This window comes from Tenacibaculum sp. 190524A05c (assembly GCF_964036595.1).
Taxonomy (GTDB): Bacteria; Bacteroidota; Bacteroidia; order Flavobacteriales; family Flavobacteriaceae; genus Polaribacter; species Polaribacter platacis.
Genome location: NZ_OZ038523.1, coordinates 2,248,366 through 2,263,495, shown reverse-complemented (window position 1 = coordinate 2,263,495; position 15,130 = coordinate 2,248,366). Strand labels below are relative to the sequence as shown.

Here is a 15,130-nt window from a genome sequence, read left to right as displayed (position 1 = left end):
TATTTTTGATGCAAACAAAAGTAACTAAATTTATATTAATGTTTACAGGTATTATTGAAACTCTTGGAGTAGTTTCTAACATAGAAAAAGATTTAGAAAACATCCATTTTACGATAAAAAGTAATATTACAAATGAGTTAAAAATAGATCAGAGTGTTGCTCATAATGGTGTATGTTTAACTGTAATTGAAATTAATGGAGATGAATATGTAGTTACAGCTATCAAAGAAACCATTGATAAAACAAATATCGGAGATCTTTCTGTAGGTACTCAAGTGAATATAGAAAGAGCAATGAAGCTTGGAGATCGTTTAGACGGACATATTGTACAGGGGCATGTTGATGAGACAGGAGTTTGTAAAGGAATCAAGGATGAAGAAGGAAGTACCGTTTTTACTTTTGAATATAATTCTAAGAATAATAATGTTACCATTGAAAAAGGTTCTATTACTGTAAATGGTGTTAGTTTAACCGTTGTAAATTCAAAAGAGAGCGAGTTTAGTGTTGCAATTATTCCTTATACATTAGAGCATACAGTTTTCAAGAATTTTGAAGTTGGAACAAAAGTGAATCTTGAATTTGACGTCATTGGAAAGTATGTTGCACGTTTACAAGGATTACACAAATAAATAATAATAAAAAAAAGAGCCTCATTTTTTGAGGCTCTTTTTTTTGATAGTAAATTGAATAAGCAGGAATAGATAATTATTTTATATTTACGCTAACTAAATAATTAACTATGAAAAGCTTATATAAAAGAATCTCGGCTGAGGTTCCGACTGACTACACAAAACCTACACAATCTTTCAAAAAACATGTTTGGCTTTCAATCTTTGGTTTGCTTTCCTTTATTGGTTTATATCTTCTATTAACATTTTGGTTTGGAAGATTAGCTTACGATTTAGCTCTTGATGCTTATAATTTTGATGGTCATTTTTTTAATTATCTACTTGCCTTTGGATTTGGATTCTTATCCTTATTTATGGCAAAGTCTCTATTTTTCTTAACAAAGAAACAAGAAAACCCAATTCATAAATATCTTACAGAAAAAGAGGAACCGGTATTATTTGATTATTTACATCAATTAGCAGATGAAGCTGGAGCACCTAGACCAAATAAAGTTTTCCTAACCGACAGAGTAAATGCTAGTGTTTCTTATGACATTTCATTAATTAATTTAATTTTTCCGTCGAAGAAAAACCTGGAAATAGGGTTGGGAGTTGTAAACGTTTTAAGCCTTGGAGAATTAAAAGCAGTTTTAGCACATGAGTTTGGTCATTTTGCCCAACGATCTATGCTTTTAGGAAGATATGTTTATGTTGTACAGCAAATAGCGGCAAGAATTGTGGGTAAACGAGATGCATTCGATTCGTTTTTAGCTGGATTATCTGGATTTGATATTCGTATTGCTTGGATCGGATGGATTCTTTCAATTTTAGTTTGGTCAGTAAGATCTTTTATAGAAATCTGTTTTACTGTTGTTGTTGCTGCGGAAAGAGCATTGTCTCGTGAAATGGAATTTCAAGCAGATTTAGTTGCAGTGTCTTTAACAGGAAGTGATGCATTAATTCATGCATTATATAAATTACAAGTTGCAGACGAAGCTCATGATAATGCATTAGATTGTGTGAATGCATTACTAGGTGAGAAAAAAGCTGTAAAAGATATGTATACCTTACAAAGTAACTATATTGAAAAAATGGCTGTTATTTTAAATGATGAGAACTATGGGAAGTCACCTGTAATTCCGTCAGAATCTCCAGAAACTAATAGAATTTTTGCTAATAAAAAGTATAACCCACCAAAAATGTGGGCAACGCACCCAGCAGATATTGATCGAGAGAATAATGCGAAGAAGAACTATATCTTAGAAGAAATTGATAACAGATCGTCTTGGGAACTATTTTCAGATCCTAAAGGATTTAGAGAAGAATTAACGAAAAGAGTTATCAGTACAGCGAAAGTTGAAACTACGGAAGAGAGTGAAGAAGAAGCTTTAAAGTATCAGAACAAAACGTGTTTTGATTGGACATTCCTAGAACCAAGGTATAATTCCAACTTTTTAAATAGATATGCTTTCCAGAATTTCGATTCTCATGAAGATTTATTATCAAGCGATATTAAAGAACGTGATATTTCCGAAGTACTGAATAGTTTATATCCAAAAAGTATTAGTCAAAATATCCAAGAACTTCAAGAGCTTCAGGAAGAGGAAGTAGCATTAGAAGTGAGTAAAGATGAATCTTTAACCTTAGAGAAAAGAAGAATTTGGCATCGCGGAAATCAGATTAAGAGAAAGGAGATTCCTCAAATTTTAAATGATTTAAAAGGTGAGATTTCTTCAGTAAGAGAAAAATTAAAAGATCATGATAAGTTATGTCGTTCAGTATTTCAAAGAATGGCACAGTCCGTTGATAAAAGTTGGGCAAATTATCATGAAAGGTTAGTTAAACTCGTGCACTACAGTGAGCATGCTTTAGCTAATTTGAAAGATGTTTCTAGAAAGTATAATAATGTAATGAGTATTGCATTAGCAGATGGAAATGTTTCATCTGAAGAATTAGCAGATATATTATCAATAGGAACTACTTATCATGCCGTTCTTCGTCGAGTTTATAAACACTCGGAAGAATTATCTCTCGATAATACGCTGTTGAAAAATATGAATATTGAAAGTTATAGTTCGTTATACGAGGAATTTAAATTACCGCCACCTTACAAAGAGAACATTAACGATTGGGTAAACGTAGTTGGAAGTTGGGCTTCGTTAGCTTTAGAGAATTTAACCAAATTAAGAAATGAATCTTTAGAACTGTTATTGGAAACAGAGAAGTATATTAAGGAAGCATATCAAAATAAATTGTCAGAAGGAACTACTTCCGTAATAAAAGGGTTTCCTGATAGTTATGACGTGCTTACTCCTGGTAAAGAAAGAAAACTACAAACTAAATTAGGTGTTTGGGATCGTTTTGTAACTGGAGATGGAATTATTCCTTCGATTGCAAAGTTTGGAATTTCTGGAGGAATTGTGTTTGCAGCAATTTTCTTTGGTAATAGATCTCAAAAGTTACCTTTTCACATTTATAATGGGTTACAAACTGTAGTAAATGTCACTGTTGGTGAAGAAGAGTTTGAACTTGATCCTAACTATAACGAAGAAATTCAACTGAGTTATGGACAAGAATATGTGATTAAGTCAAGAAATAAAGAAGGAGAATTAATTGACAGTTTGAATTTTACTGTAAATGAACATTCTGCGCATGTTTATAATATTGCAAACGCTGCGGTAATGGTAAAGTATCCTATTTTTTATAGCACATTTGCTGCAGGACGAAACAATAATAATAATGAAAGTGAAATACTAGAAAAGGATAAGGTCTTCCCTGTAAAAGCGGACTATCTTTTTGTTGAGCCACCGGAAGAAATTTCAATGTCATCATCAACAACTATAGAAAGAAGAGATGTTGTTAAAGCATATAGTAAGGAAGATCCACAAAGTCTTATTTCAATTTTAACGGAGGATAAAAATGTTGCAGAAATAGTAAAGAATCACGTGAAATGGGATGATGGTGATAGTGAACAAATTGTAAATTGGTTATATGCTTTGCAAGGAATGGAAAATGGAGTAGATGTTTTAAAAGCAAGATTAAAAGATAGACCAAATGAATTTATCAGTATGAGAGTGCTTCAGGATATTTCAGATGAGTCAACAAAGAATGAGATTTGTAATAATCACTCAAAATTAGCTCAAAACGAACCAAATAATCCTGACTTTTATTATTTGTCTATTCGATGTATGGAGGACGGTGAAGAACAAGATCAGAAATTTTTGGAAGGATTTAAAAAATGGAAAGATCATAATTGGTTAGCCTATGCCTCTGGTTATATCTATTCCAAAGAGAATAAATTAAAAGATGCGTATGCGGCCTATAAAATTGCAGCTAGAAGAAATCCGACAATACGTAATATTATAGCTTTAGATGCAGAGCGTATTAAGAGAGTTTTAAATTTAGAACCAGGAACCAAATTAAGATCAATAGTTGATAACTCAGATGTCGAATTGTATAGGAAGATTGAAAGCGGAGATATTGATGGTGGAAGTGATAACCCAGATTATATCTATTACTTATTGGGGCAAGGAAAGTTAGAAGAGGCGTATAACTTAGCTAAAAAATACGAAAGTAATGTAGATTATGTTGGAGCAATGGTTGCTGCTTCTAAAGGAATTACCAAAGAGTTTAGTGATAGAATTATGAACAACCTAGAGGAAGAATCTTTGAACTTTAATACGGTTTGGCCAATGCTTGGGTTATATGTGAAAAAAGGGAAAGATTATAGCAATATGATTCCTTTATTAGAGCCTTTAAAAATGGATAAGGCTTATGTTGATAAGCTAGTATCTCTAATTAAAAGGAGACAATTCTCAAATGTAGAAAAACAGATTTCTGAGTTAACTACAAAATGGAAAGCTCATGTGTATGTATTATCAAATATCATTTTAGATGGAAAAATTCCAACGAATTGGGAGAATAATATTAGAGGTGGACTTTTTGTAACTGAAAAGCCATATTTAAACTTATAACAGGGTGGATAAAAAAATAGAATAGCCGTCCAAATTGGACGGCTATTTTTTTATAAGATAATTTCTCTTTATCTAGGTTCTAAACCTCGTAAACAATAATGGGTTTCCATAGATCCTAAACAACATCCATTAGGAAGCGGACCTCCACCACAGGCAAGACATCTTTCTGCTGGATAAGTTGGACAGTTGAATCCTCCATTGATTTGTTTTTGTTCAACTTTATTAAGAGATTTTCCTAAGTTTAAAATTGATTTTTTCATAATTGAAAAGATTTAAATTGATTAAATCCTTGATCATTTAAAGACACTCAAGGTGTATGTCTATTCTTCGCGATATACTTTTAATTTTAAGTACAATATGGAGCTAAAATAGCATTGCTTGTGTCGATACAAAAACCTGCACTACAGCAGTCGTATCTTCCCGAACATTGACCAGAATTATAGCAGCGATGCCAACCTCCATTGATTTGTTTTTGTTCTTGTTTATTTAGGTTTTTACCTAAGTTTAAAATTGATTTTTTCATAATTGAAAAGATTTAAATTGATTAAACCCTTGATTACTTAAAGACACCCAAGGTTTGTGTCTATTCTTCGCGATATATTTTTTAGTTTTAATATTAAAAACCACAAGCTGGATGTGTTATTAAAACACACATGTAGTTACAGCAAACATGGTTTGGTACTCCACAGGAAAAGCTAAACCTTTCTTTACAAACACCATATTCATCATCGAAAAAACTCCCGTTAATGTTTCTTTGTTCAGACTTCTTTAATACTTTACCTAATTTTGATATTGACTTTTTCATTCTAAAAAATTTAAGTTAGATTTATAAACATGGTCCTAAAAACAAAGTGTAAAGACCCTGCGGTCCTCTACAATAACCTAGAAGTTGTCCGCCAATACAAGCAACTAATGCTCTCCCTCCTTCGTTACAATAAGCAACTGTTATACCTCCGTTAATTTGTTTTTGTTCTGCTTTTTCTAAAGCTTTTCCAAAGTTTAAGATTGATTTTTTCATAGTTGAAAAGATTTAAATTGATTAAATCCTTGATCATTTAAAGACACTCAAGGTGTATGTCTATTCTTCGCGATAATTCTTCATAAAGAGCATAAATGCCCAACGCACTGCTTCAACCAATTCAGTGAAAAGGTGATACAATACAAACCATTATGATATTAATCTTATATGCAGATTAACTCACATTTAAAATTTTCTAATAAGTTTTGATGTTTACAGGATTAGCAGATTGGTTGGGTGCCATCGTCACATGTACTGTTGCAAGAAACAGAATACGTTCCAAAAGGACCAAAACATAATCCAGTAGAGCTACCGCCACCATTACCGCCACTTAAACATGGATGATTTGGTGGAACTTTACATGGGCATCCTGGAGGAGCGATGTCGCATCCGCCGAATTCACCATTTACTTTTTGTTGTTCTGTTTTACTCAGAACTTTCCCTAGGTTTAAGATTGATTTTTTCATGGGAGAATTGATTTAAAATTAATTAAACCCTTGATCATTTAAAGACATCCAAGGTATCTGTCTATTCTTCGCGATATATTTATTTTAGAACATTTTTAAGCTGATAAAAGAAGCGTTCTATTAATCTTAAATCTTCTGTTACAATATCAGCTGTTCCTGTCATTTCTTGTTTGAACTCAATATTTTTGTCGTAGGTTGTTTTAAGTTCCTTTTGTAAAGCAACATCTACTAGGTAATTTCCTTCTTGGTCAGCAATAGGAGAAATGTATTTAACAGTTCCATTTAACTTACCAAATTCTTCAGCAGGATAGTTGAGTAATTTTATTTGAACTTTTTGACCAGTTTTAATCTTACCAGAATTGGCTACAGGAGCCTTTATTTTTCCAATGAAGTTTTCATTAGCTTCTGGTATAATTGTGAATATTAAATCACCAGTATTTACATTCTGGTTCTTATTCCAAAACGATAGGAAAGATACTTTTCCGTCCATAGAAGAAGTTAAAGCGTAAAGCTTTTCCCAATCTTTAATTGCCTTTTTTAAGTAAAAGAAAGATTGAAGAGCTTTTTTTCTTAAACGAATATCATTTTGAGTTTTTTTGATAGATGTTCCTTCTAAGTTTTTGTTGGAGTTATTGATCAATTCTCTCAATTGAGAAATTGTTGTTTCATTATTTTGGTTGTTTCTTTCTGATTGTAAAAAGGCAACCTCTCGTTGTTCTTTTTCTTTAGCAGAAATAACACCTTGTTCAAACATTTTTCTACTCCTCTCAAGGTCTGATTTTTTAATTTCTAATTCTTTTTCGCTTAAACTTCTTTGTGATAGTGCAATTTGTAATCTTCGTTTAACTTCAATTACTGACATTTTATTTGCAAATGATTCAGATTTAAATGGAGTAAGTTTTTTGTTTAAAATATATTCTGAATAATCATTTTCAAATTGTGAAAAACTAGATATGATATCTCCTAAAATTAATGGAGGTAAATCATCAATTGGAAATGAAAAGTCTTTTTCATAATTCTGTATTGTGTCTACAATACTTTTAAGTAATAAAACATCTTTATAAGAGGCGGTGTTTTCAATTACAGCTAATACGTCGTTTGCCTTTACATCTGCGCCTTCAGTAGTTAAAAACACTTCAAATTGCCCCGTTGATTTAGCATATAGTTTTTCGGGTGGAGTAGAAGTAGTTACCATAACTTGAGTGGTAATTACATCTGGATATTTAATAAACCATGAAATAAATAACAGCATGAGAATCAATACAAAAATTAATGTATTTCCATATCGAATCATCCAATTAGGTACTTTAGTTAGTATTTCTTGTACCTCTTCACTCCTAATTTCTATGTCTTGAATATCTTGCGGCATTATGCTAAAAAGTATAAAAGAGAGAGATATAATTATCTCTCTCTTGAAAAGTTATATAAAAATTTAATATTAGTTTTTGAAAATCTTGTAAAACAATTATCTATCAAGTCTTTGGTAGTTGTTACCAATAATCGATTAGTAGTTTTTGTACAACTACAATTTGAGATATGATAGTTATTGATTCGTGTTATATTCATTTCAAATTCTAAAATTAGTATTCATTAAATTGAAGGATTATCCTAATCCACCAAATGTTGGGTCATCACATTCACATCTTCCTGTGCTGTAGTTACATACGGCATCTAGCTCACATGAATCACTAGTTGGAGAACAATGAATTTGAGATTGAACCGCTTGATTACAGTCTCCGTCCGAAATTCCAACACTCCTTAATCCACCACTAATTAACTTTTGTTCTGTTTTGTTTAAAACAGTTCCTATTTTTAAAATTGATTGTTTCATAATTAAAATTCGTTTCTGTTATTACATACATCACTTGTACAAGTGTAATAAGGATCACTTCCTAGAAAAGGGTATTGACTAATCCAAAATCCTTGAGTTCGAGTACAACAAAATTGATAAAGAGTGGGAATAAAACCACCCTTCAATGATTGTTGTTGTTCCTTCGTTAAACTTTTTCCAATGTTTAATATTAATTGTTTCATTTTTTTAACTTTAATATCTAACAAGGTGCAATGTGGGGCGAAAGAGGTCCACAATAACAAGAATTATACCAGTTACAACCTCTTGTTTTTCCACATGTACGCGAATTAGTTATTTGAAAACAATTATCATGAGGTGTCCAAGGAGCTATATCAAAGCTTCCTTTAATTTCTTTTTGTTCTGCTTTGTTTAGAATCGTTCCTAAGCTTAAAATTGATTTTTTCATTTGTAATAATGTGTTAAAGAAAGTTTATTACTTTCTGAATTAAACTTTAACTTCTAAACTGGATCAACTGGTCCGCCTCCACCACCAGGAGGATTATTATTTCCACCACCAGATCCACCGCTATTACAGCTGCAGTATAAAGGTTTCCAATACATTTGTTGTAGGTATGGATCAGCACACCATTCGAAGCAAGGTCCTCTAAAAACTTGTCCTCCTTTTATATTTCTTTGGTCGGCTTTATTTAAAGCTTTACCGATATTTAAAATTGATTTTTTCATATTTATTTGATGTTTTATGGAAAGCATTTACTTTCCTTAAATTTTAATTTAAAATTTGATATTAAACCCAATCTGTTGGTCCATCATTGCCACCTCCTGGAGGATTTCCTCCACCTCCGCCACTGGTGTTACAGCTACAGAATAAAGGTTTCCAGTATAATTCTTGAATGTACGGATCAGCGCACCATTCAAAACAAGGCCCGTTAAATACTTGACCCCCTTGAATGTTTTTTTGTTCTGCTTTGTTTAAAGCATTACCTAGATTTAAGATTGATTTTTTCATAATTTTTAAATTAAAAAGGTTGTTGGTAACATCTACATTGTATGATAATGTAGTTATCTAATCCAGAACACCATGGAAGTACTCTACATTCCCTGGTTCCTCCGTTAATCTTATTTTGATCTGCTTTACTTAAAGCTTTCCCAAAATTTAAAATTGACTTTTTCAAAACGATTAGGTTTAGAAACAAGCACAATTAGCTGAAGTTCCATATCCTACTGAACCTGGACGCCAAATTCCTCCAGTTTCTCCACATTCAGAAGGGGTACAACATCTTGGATCTCCGTAATTAACGATACATCTAAATTTGATAGGTCTTAACATACCTCCACTAATTTCCTTTTGATCAGCTTTGTTCAAAGCTTTTCCAAGGTTTAAAATCGATTTTTTCATAATCTTAAAGATTTAAATGATTAAATCCCTGAACATTTAAAGACACTCAAGGTATGTGTCTGTCCTCGCGAAAGAATATTTTTAACTACCTAGTTCTAATTGATTTTTAACTAGGTTATAATAGTTTCCTTTTAATTTGATTAATTCTTGATGATTTCCTTTTTCCACAATTTTACCTTTGTCTAAAACAACAATTTGATGTGCGTTTTTTACCGTGCTTAAACGATGGGCAATAACTACAGCTGTCTTATCAGAAAAGAAAGTGTTTAGTTTTTCCATAATCACTTTCTCATTGTTTGCATCTAAAGCAGAAGTAGCTTCATCAAAGAATAAAAACTTAGGATTTTTATAAACAGAACGCGCAATAAGCATTCTTTGTTTTTGTCCTGTACTTAATCCGCTTCCTTCACTACCAATTTTAGTATTGAATCCGAGTGGAAGGGCATCTATATAGTCTGAAATATTTGCTACATCAATGGCGTGTGCCAATTTCTTTTTATCTACAAAGTCTTCGCCAACAGCAATGTTTTTAGCAATAGTATCATTGAAAATATATCCTTCTTGCATAACCACACCACAGTTTCTTCTCCACTCTTTTTGAGATAAACTTTTAAAGTTAAAGTTTCCTACTTTTATTTCTCCTTCATCCACTTGGTAAAAACCAAGTAAAAGTTTCATTAAAGTTGTTTTTCCACTACCACTAACACCAACAATTGCTGTTGTTTTATTAGCAGGGATCTCTAATGTTAAATCTTTAATTACAGGTTCTAATCCACCAGTATATCTAAATGAGATGTTGTTTAATTCAATTGAATTGTCGGTAGGAATATTGGTTACTTTTTCATCATTAGGACTTTCTTCATCTTCCATGTTGTGAATTTCACCTAATCGATCCAAGGAGATTTGTGCGTCCTGTAAATCTCTCATGAAGTTGATTAACTGAGTGATAGGTCCGTTTAACTGACCAACGATATAACTTATAGCCATCATCATACCTAAAGTAATATCTCCATCAATTACAAGTTTAGCGGACAAAATAGTAATGAACATGTTCTTTAGCTCATTAATAAGATTTGAACCTACACTTTGTGTTTGTTCTAAAGCCAAACTTTTTGTTGCTACCTTAAATAAACGTGCTTGAACATATTCCCAGTTCCAACGCATTCTTCGTTCTGCATTATGCAATTTAATTTCTTGCATTCCATTGATAAGCTCAATAACTTTACTTTGTTCCTGACTTACTTCAGAGAATCGTTTATAATCAAGTTCCTTTCTCTTTTTAAAGAAAAATAGTACCCAAGAAAAGTATAAAACACTACCAAGTACAAAAACACCAAATATTTGAAAACTATAAAAGCTTAATACAAGACTGAAAATAATAAGGTTAACGAATGAAAACAAAACCGTTAGGGAAGAAGTAGTAAGTATTCTTTCAATTCGTTTATGATCATTAATTCTTTGTAATAAATCTCCAGTCATTCTCACATCAAAGTAGGAGATAGGTAGTTTCATTAATTTGATAAAGAAATCAGAGATAAGGGAAATGTTGATCCGTGTACTCAAATGAAGCAATATCCAACTACGAATAATTTCAAGAGATGCTTTACCAAAGAATAAAAAAAGTTGGGCAAATAGTATTAGGTAAACAAAATTTAAGTCTTGATTTTCAATACCTACATCAACAACACTTTGTGTTAAAAATGGTAATATCAGTTGTAAAACACTTCCAGCCAGAAGCCCAATAATTAACTGAACAATAAACTTCTTGTATTTGAAGACGTATTTAAATATGAATGAGAAACCAAACTTTTCATCTTCTTCAAATTCTTCAGAGTAGAACTTTGGAGTTGGTTCAATTAATAATGCAATTCCTTCTTCAGTTGATTCATCTGCATTATTTCCAATCCAATGTTTAATGAATTCCTTTTTAGTAAATGTTATCAATCCATGTGCTGGATCAGATACATAAACAGTATCTTTTTTGATTTTATAAACTACTACGTAATGATTTTTGTTCCAGTGCACAATACATGGAAGAGGAGCCTCGATAAATTTTTCAAAGGCTAGTTTTATTCCTAGTGATTTAAATCCAATAGATTCAACAGCTTCACTTAAACCTAATAAACTACTTCCTTCTCTTGTGGTTTCACTTAAATTTCTTAATTGCTGAGTGTTTATGGTTTTTCCATAATGTTTTGCAATTATTTTTATACAAGTAGGGCCACAATCTTTGGCTTCTGTTTGTTTGTAATGTGGAAATTTTCTCAAAGAATTTATGATTGATTAAATTAACTGGAAAATTAAAATTTCCCAGTTAAAACTTATTGTTTTTTAAAATGTTGCCATGTTATTTAAAAGTTAATACAGACACCATCAACACAAGATCCCCCTGTTTTAAAGCAATCTTCAGTGCAGTATTCAGATAAAAATAAATCTGAACCTTTAATTGATTTCAACTCTTCTTTGTGTAATGGCTTTCCTAGGTTTTGGATTGTTGTTTTCATAATTAAAATTTTAAAACTACATTTGCGGCGAACATTTTAAAACACTCACCGAGTGTGTCTATTCTTCGCGAGAGAATATTGTTCAAAAGAGCAAAGTCGTTAATTCGACTTTGCTTATCTTTTTTATAGTTCAGAATGTTGGGGAATGTTACTATAGTTTTCTTCTAAGTCTTCAATGAAAAAGCTTAAATCTGTTCTGCTATACTCTTTTGGGAAAGATTTTCCGTTAATTAGAATTTCAGGAGTGAAATTAATAGCATTTGTGGTACACCAGTCTTTTTCACTTTTTAATATTTCCTGATAATTATCAAAATTAGTACTCGGTTTCCAGGTACTTATCCAAGTTTCATAATCTACATCACCATAGATTTCGCTCATTGCTTGCATACATTCTTTTTCACCTTTTTCGTTGTATAACTCAATTAATCTATTGGCAACTACAACTCCATTTACATCTGGATTTTCAACCGGAACATTAAATCGGATGACAACTTTTACGATATTACCATAACGTTCAAGTATTTGATCGATTAGTTTATGTACTGGTCTACAATGTCCGCAAAACGGGTTAGTGATAACTGTAATTTCTAATGATGAATTTTTATTTCCTAAAACTATTTCTCCAGGTTTATTTAAAGCTGTGTTCAGTTTTGGAGATTTTTGTAGCAAGTTGTTAAATAGGTTAAAGTTTCTTTTAAACTTTACTGCTTCAATTTTTTCTTTTCTTAATTCAATAACGTTTTTCACTAGAGGTTTTAGATATCTCCAAGCAGTGTAAGTTCCAATGAAACTTAATGCGGTAACAAGAATATCTGATACTTCAAGATTGAATAAAGAGGTTATATCTGTAGTTTTAAGTGCAATTAATCCTGCTTGCAACCAAAGAATAGCAACAATTGATAGACATAAAGTACACCAAGATTTTACAACGCTGTATTGGTAATAAATAGAATAAAGAGTAATAGGTAGCGCTAATGCACTAATAATAAAAACAGGGTTGAAATTGCTTAAACTCAATGAGGCAATGGTTAAGCCAACAAAGTAGATGATGCTTAAATCACTTAGTTTGTGATTTTTTATTATTTCTGCTCCTTTTGAACTTAATACAGCATCACAATCTTTTTTCTCATTATTTCCAGAACAAAAAGCTTCACCAATTATGGTGCTTTCTCCTAATTCTTGATTCAGAATACTATAACTGGCAACGATTCCAAATACAGATAATAATAAATGAGCAATATTAATTGCTCCGATTTTATCATATACTAAGAACCCAGTAATACCAAGTAATGCAATTAAAAGAGCATAATTAACTAAAGGATTAGCTTCTTTTCCTGCGTTTTCATTTTCAGATTTTTCTACAGCAACAATAATTCCAGTGAACTTTTGAATAAATTCAGATTCGGTAAGTCTAGAATCTTTACTAGAACTCGAAAAAATAGAATATTCTGATTTGTTTTTAACTTTGGAAACGGTTACAAGATCACTTCCTTCATCAGTATTTATTTGAGCAATAAAACTGTCGGGTAGTTGTTGTAGTGTTTGACTGTCAGTTGGTACTTCAGCTGCAACATTTTCTATATTAAAATGATCTAATACACCTGTAATAGCGTGTAAACTTGGATAAGAAGGGTGACTTTTTATTTGAAAGGCAAGTTCTTTCTTATCATGTGCAATTTTATTCTTAGATAGCAGCCTCTGCACTATCATAAATAGTGGATTTTTCATCGGAGGACAATTATTTGGTTGATTTCGATTACTCCAAATATAACTTTTTTGGTTATACTTTTAAAGTAAAACTTTATAATTTACATATTAAAAACTATAATCAGTTGTATTTATTTCATTTTTTAACATAATATGTAAGGATGTATTAACTAACAGGAGAAGTCAGCTATAAATATTAAAAATAAATATTATTGGTATTACTTAAATTGATGTAATTGATACTGAAAAATGTTTATTCTTTGGCTTTGTAGGTTTGAAATAGATATTAAAATTAGGATACACGTTTAAATCTATAAAGTATTTAGACTTTATTTCGCTGAAATCAATTTCTACTGGATCGTCGATTACTGGATCTTCAAAATTTCCAAAACTAATTGTTGGGTCTTTTGAAGGGTGTTTTTCTTCTTTATCTAATAGCGATGATAATTTATGTATTACTTCTTGCCATTGCTTTATTTCCTGGGTGTTTGAGTTGCCAATAATATATTTGTTTTTAATATTTGCAATGGCTCGTGTAATCCTTATTTTCGGATCATTGGCGTTTATTTGGATTTGAGTGTTCATGATTTGGAAGCAATTTATTTCCAATTATTATTGTCTTCAAAATCACCATAAATTAACCAATGTGGTAGGTAGTCTGAAGTGGTTTCAATAATTAAAGGGTTGTTTTTATCGCTAAATTCTCTTTCTCTAACCGCAGTGCAACAAGCGGCAATATAAGGTAGAGCAAACCAACTGTCAGAAATTAAATCAATACTTTTATTATATTCATGGCCATTATAATAGTCCTTGAACATAATCAACGAATCTTTTAAGTTGTCTTGAAATTGAGTGTCATGCTCTTGAGATATTGTAATGTGAATGTATAAACGAATTTCATTGTATTTTATAAGCCTTGCGTAGTTTGATTTGTCAATGAATAATTCGTCATAGGCTTCTATGGTGTTATTTTCAAGAGCAATATTCCCGGATTCTCCTATTGTATCAATTTTTGAAATTGAAGATTTTAATGCGTTTGTTATTCTTTTATCAAGCTCAAATTTAGATTCGTTCCTAATAGTTTTATACCACTCACTTAAGAAGTCTTTTACAATGTAGTCTGACTTATAAAAGGAGTTATTTGGATCAAAAAACATTAATTCTTCATTTGAAATGCATTCACATAACCAATAAATCAAATCAAAGTCTTTAAGGATTACCGCTAGGTATAAGGTTTTTTGCCAAGTTCGTACATCGCAATTGGTTACAAATCCTGAATCTTTTAAGCCTTCCATTTCAAATTCTCCATCACGAAACTTAGCCCGTAAACCATCTTCATCTGAATCGAATTTACCAGTCAATAAAGTAAGACTTCCTAAATCTTTTGCATAATGTAAATACTCTAAAATTTCTTGTTTATTTTTCCTTTCTATTATTGCTGCCAATGATCTCTGTAGAGCATATTGGAATTCGATACCAGGACTTGTGCCCCCTGATTTTTTATATATATCACCAATATTTTGTGTTAGTTCGTTTTTATAATATTCAAAATTGCAATTAACAAACTCTTCTAATGATATTTTTATTATCTCCTTGTTTATTCTATGTCTTTCTTTATAGTTTAATTCCATCATACCCGTGTA

General features: G+C 31.3%; 19 protein-coding genes. 2 read left to right on the top strand and 17 right to left on the bottom strand.

The features are described 5' to 3' along the window. Positions 1-38 precede the first annotated feature (38 nt). Complete coding sequence (locus ABNT61_RS09875; protein WP_348743080.1) at positions 39-629, top strand: riboflavin synthase; 591 nt, start codon at positions 39-41, stop codon at positions 627-629. Between the two features lie 110 nt (positions 630-739). Further along, positions 740-4,582 carry a M48 family metallopeptidase gene (locus ABNT61_RS09870; RefSeq protein ID WP_348743079.1) on the top strand — a complete coding sequence of 1,281 codons (3,843 nt, stop codon included), beginning with the start codon at positions 740-742 and terminating at the stop codon, positions 4,580-4,582. Positions 4,583-4,650: 68 nt separating this feature from the next. Here ABNT61_RS09870 and ABNT61_RS09865 read toward each other — a convergent pair whose 3' ends face one another. From ABNT61_RS09865 to ABNT61_RS09785, 17 genes are all read right to left on the bottom strand, one after another. Continuing rightward, positions 4,651-4,842 carry a hypothetical protein gene (locus ABNT61_RS09865; protein ID WP_348712900.1) on the bottom strand — a complete coding sequence of 64 codons (192 nt, stop codon included), beginning with the start codon at positions 4,840-4,842 and terminating at the stop codon, positions 4,651-4,653. Positions 4,843-4,928: 86 nt separating this feature from the next. Next, complete coding sequence (locus ABNT61_RS09860) at positions 4,929-5,105, bottom strand: hypothetical protein (protein WP_348743078.1); 177 nt, start codon at positions 5,103-5,105, stop codon at positions 4,929-4,931. Positions 5,106-5,198: 93 nt separating this feature from the next. Continuing rightward, on the bottom strand, positions 5,199-5,387 hold the full coding sequence (locus ABNT61_RS09855) for a hypothetical protein (RefSeq protein WP_348712899.1): 189 nt from the start codon (positions 5,385-5,387) through the stop codon (positions 5,199-5,201). A 21-nt stretch (positions 5,388-5,408) separates the two neighbouring features. Beyond that, entirely contained in the window at positions 5,409-5,600 is a 192-nt protein-coding gene (locus tag ABNT61_RS09850; protein WP_348743077.1) for a hypothetical protein, read from the bottom strand. A gap of 221 nt (positions 5,601-5,821) precedes the next feature. After that, positions 5,822-6,067: a hypothetical protein gene (locus ABNT61_RS09845; protein WP_348743076.1), complete on the bottom strand. Its 246-nt coding sequence runs from the start codon at positions 6,065-6,067 to the stop codon at positions 5,822-5,824. Between the two features lie 79 nt (positions 6,068-6,146). Next, positions 6,147-7,436, bottom strand: coding sequence for an HlyD family secretion protein (locus tag ABNT61_RS09840; RefSeq protein WP_348743075.1), 1,290 nt, complete (start codon positions 7,434-7,436; stop codon positions 6,147-6,149). A gap of 234 nt (positions 7,437-7,670) precedes the next feature. Then, a complete protein-coding gene (locus tag ABNT61_RS09835; RefSeq protein ID WP_348743074.1) occupies positions 7,671-7,898 on the bottom strand; it encodes a hypothetical protein in 228 nt (75 codons plus the stop codon). A 2-nt stretch (positions 7,899-7,900) separates the two neighbouring features. Continuing rightward, complete coding sequence (locus ABNT61_RS09830; RefSeq protein WP_348743073.1) at positions 7,901-8,101, bottom strand: hypothetical protein; 201 nt, start codon at positions 8,099-8,101, stop codon at positions 7,901-7,903. A 277-nt stretch (positions 8,102-8,378) separates the two neighbouring features. Further along, positions 8,379-8,603: a hypothetical protein gene (locus ABNT61_RS09825; RefSeq protein ID WP_348712893.1), complete on the bottom strand. Its 225-nt coding sequence runs from the start codon at positions 8,601-8,603 to the stop codon at positions 8,379-8,381. A 61-nt stretch (positions 8,604-8,664) separates the two neighbouring features. After that, on the bottom strand, positions 8,665-8,886 hold the full coding sequence (locus tag ABNT61_RS09820; RefSeq protein ID WP_348743072.1) for a hypothetical protein: 222 nt from the start codon (positions 8,884-8,886) through the stop codon (positions 8,665-8,667). Between the two features lie 10 nt (positions 8,887-8,896). Further along, positions 8,897-9,052 carry a hypothetical protein gene (locus tag ABNT61_RS09815; protein WP_348742210.1) on the bottom strand — a complete coding sequence of 52 codons (156 nt, stop codon included), beginning with the start codon at positions 9,050-9,052 and terminating at the stop codon, positions 8,897-8,899. A gap of 11 nt (positions 9,053-9,063) precedes the next feature. Continuing rightward, positions 9,064-9,276 (bottom strand): hypothetical protein, encoded by a 213-nt coding sequence (locus tag ABNT61_RS09810; RefSeq protein ID WP_348743071.1) that lies wholly within the window; start codon positions 9,274-9,276, stop codon positions 9,064-9,066. Positions 9,277-9,357: 81 nt separating this feature from the next. Then, entirely contained in the window at positions 9,358-11,544 is a 2,187-nt protein-coding gene (locus ABNT61_RS09805) for a peptidase domain-containing ABC transporter (protein WP_348743070.1), read from the bottom strand. 83 nt (positions 11,545-11,627) lie between these two features. Next, positions 11,628-11,780 (bottom strand): hypothetical protein, encoded by a 153-nt coding sequence (locus ABNT61_RS09800; protein ID WP_348743069.1) that lies wholly within the window; start codon positions 11,778-11,780, stop codon positions 11,628-11,630. A gap of 123 nt (positions 11,781-11,903) precedes the next feature. Continuing rightward, positions 11,904-13,508 carry a vitamin K epoxide reductase family protein gene (locus ABNT61_RS09795; RefSeq protein WP_348743068.1) on the bottom strand — a complete coding sequence of 535 codons (1,605 nt, stop codon included), beginning with the start codon at positions 13,506-13,508 and terminating at the stop codon, positions 11,904-11,906. A 201-nt stretch (positions 13,509-13,709) separates the two neighbouring features. Further along, on the bottom strand, positions 13,710-14,072 hold the full coding sequence (locus tag ABNT61_RS09790; protein WP_348743067.1) for a hypothetical protein: 363 nt from the start codon (positions 14,070-14,072) through the stop codon (positions 13,710-13,712). 14 nt (positions 14,073-14,086) lie between these two features. After that, positions 14,087-15,121: a hypothetical protein gene (locus ABNT61_RS09785; RefSeq protein WP_348743066.1), complete on the bottom strand. Its 1,035-nt coding sequence runs from the start codon at positions 15,119-15,121 to the stop codon at positions 14,087-14,089. Between the last annotated feature and the right edge of the window lie 9 nt (positions 15,122-15,130).

What these genes read in the sequence shown, in the direction of transcription:
- ABNT61_RS09875 (WP_348743080.1), top strand. Translation starts at nt 39, where the DNA reads ATGTTTACAGGTATTATTGAAACTCTTGGAGTAGTTTCTAACATAGAA.
- ABNT61_RS09870 (WP_348743079.1), top strand. Translation starts at nt 740, where the DNA reads ATGAAAAGCTTATATAAAAGAATCTCGGCTGAGGTTCCGACTGACTAC.
- ABNT61_RS09865 (WP_348712900.1), bottom strand. Translation starts at nt 4,842, where the DNA reads ATGAAAAAATCAATTTTAAACTTAGGAAAATCTCTTAATAAAGTTGAA.
- ABNT61_RS09860 (WP_348743078.1), bottom strand. Translation starts at nt 5,105, where the DNA reads ATGAAAAAATCAATTTTAAACTTAGGTAAAAACCTAAATAAACAAGAA.
- ABNT61_RS09855 (WP_348712899.1), bottom strand. Translation starts at nt 5,387, where the DNA reads ATGAAAAAGTCAATATCAAAATTAGGTAAAGTATTAAAGAAGTCTGAA.
- ABNT61_RS09850 (WP_348743077.1), bottom strand. Translation starts at nt 5,600, where the DNA reads ATGAAAAAATCAATCTTAAACTTTGGAAAAGCTTTAGAAAAAGCAGAA.
- ABNT61_RS09845 (WP_348743076.1), bottom strand. Translation starts at nt 6,067, where the DNA reads ATGAAAAAATCAATCTTAAACCTAGGGAAAGTTCTGAGTAAAACAGAA.
- ABNT61_RS09840 (WP_348743075.1), bottom strand. Translation starts at nt 7,436, where the DNA reads ATGCCGCAAGATATTCAAGACATAGAAATTAGGAGTGAAGAGGTACAA.
- ABNT61_RS09835 (WP_348743074.1), bottom strand. Translation starts at nt 7,898, where the DNA reads ATGAAACAATCAATTTTAAAAATAGGAACTGTTTTAAACAAAACAGAA.
- ABNT61_RS09830 (WP_348743073.1), bottom strand. Translation starts at nt 8,101, where the DNA reads ATGAAACAATTAATATTAAACATTGGAAAAAGTTTAACGAAGGAACAA.
- ABNT61_RS09825 (WP_348712893.1), bottom strand. Translation starts at nt 8,603, where the DNA reads ATGAAAAAATCAATTTTAAATATCGGTAAAGCTTTAAATAAAGCCGAC.
- ABNT61_RS09820 (WP_348743072.1), bottom strand. Translation starts at nt 8,886, where the DNA reads ATGAAAAAATCAATCTTAAATCTAGGTAATGCTTTAAACAAAGCAGAA.
- ABNT61_RS09810 (WP_348743071.1), bottom strand. Translation starts at nt 9,276, where the DNA reads ATGAAAAAATCGATTTTAAACCTTGGAAAAGCTTTGAACAAAGCTGAT.
- ABNT61_RS09800 (WP_348743069.1), bottom strand. Translation starts at nt 11,780, where the DNA reads ATGAAAACAACAATCCAAAACCTAGGAAAGCCATTACACAAAGAAGAG.
- ABNT61_RS09795 (WP_348743068.1), bottom strand. Translation starts at nt 13,508, where the DNA reads ATGAAAAATCCACTATTTATGATAGTGCAGAGGCTGCTATCTAAGAAT.
- ABNT61_RS09790 (WP_348743067.1), bottom strand. Translation starts at nt 14,072, where the DNA reads ATGAACACTCAAATCCAAATAAACGCCAATGATCCGAAAATAAGGATT.
- ABNT61_RS09785 (WP_348743066.1), bottom strand. Translation starts at nt 15,121, where the DNA reads ATGATGGAATTAAACTATAAAGAAAGACATAGAATAAACAAGGAGATA.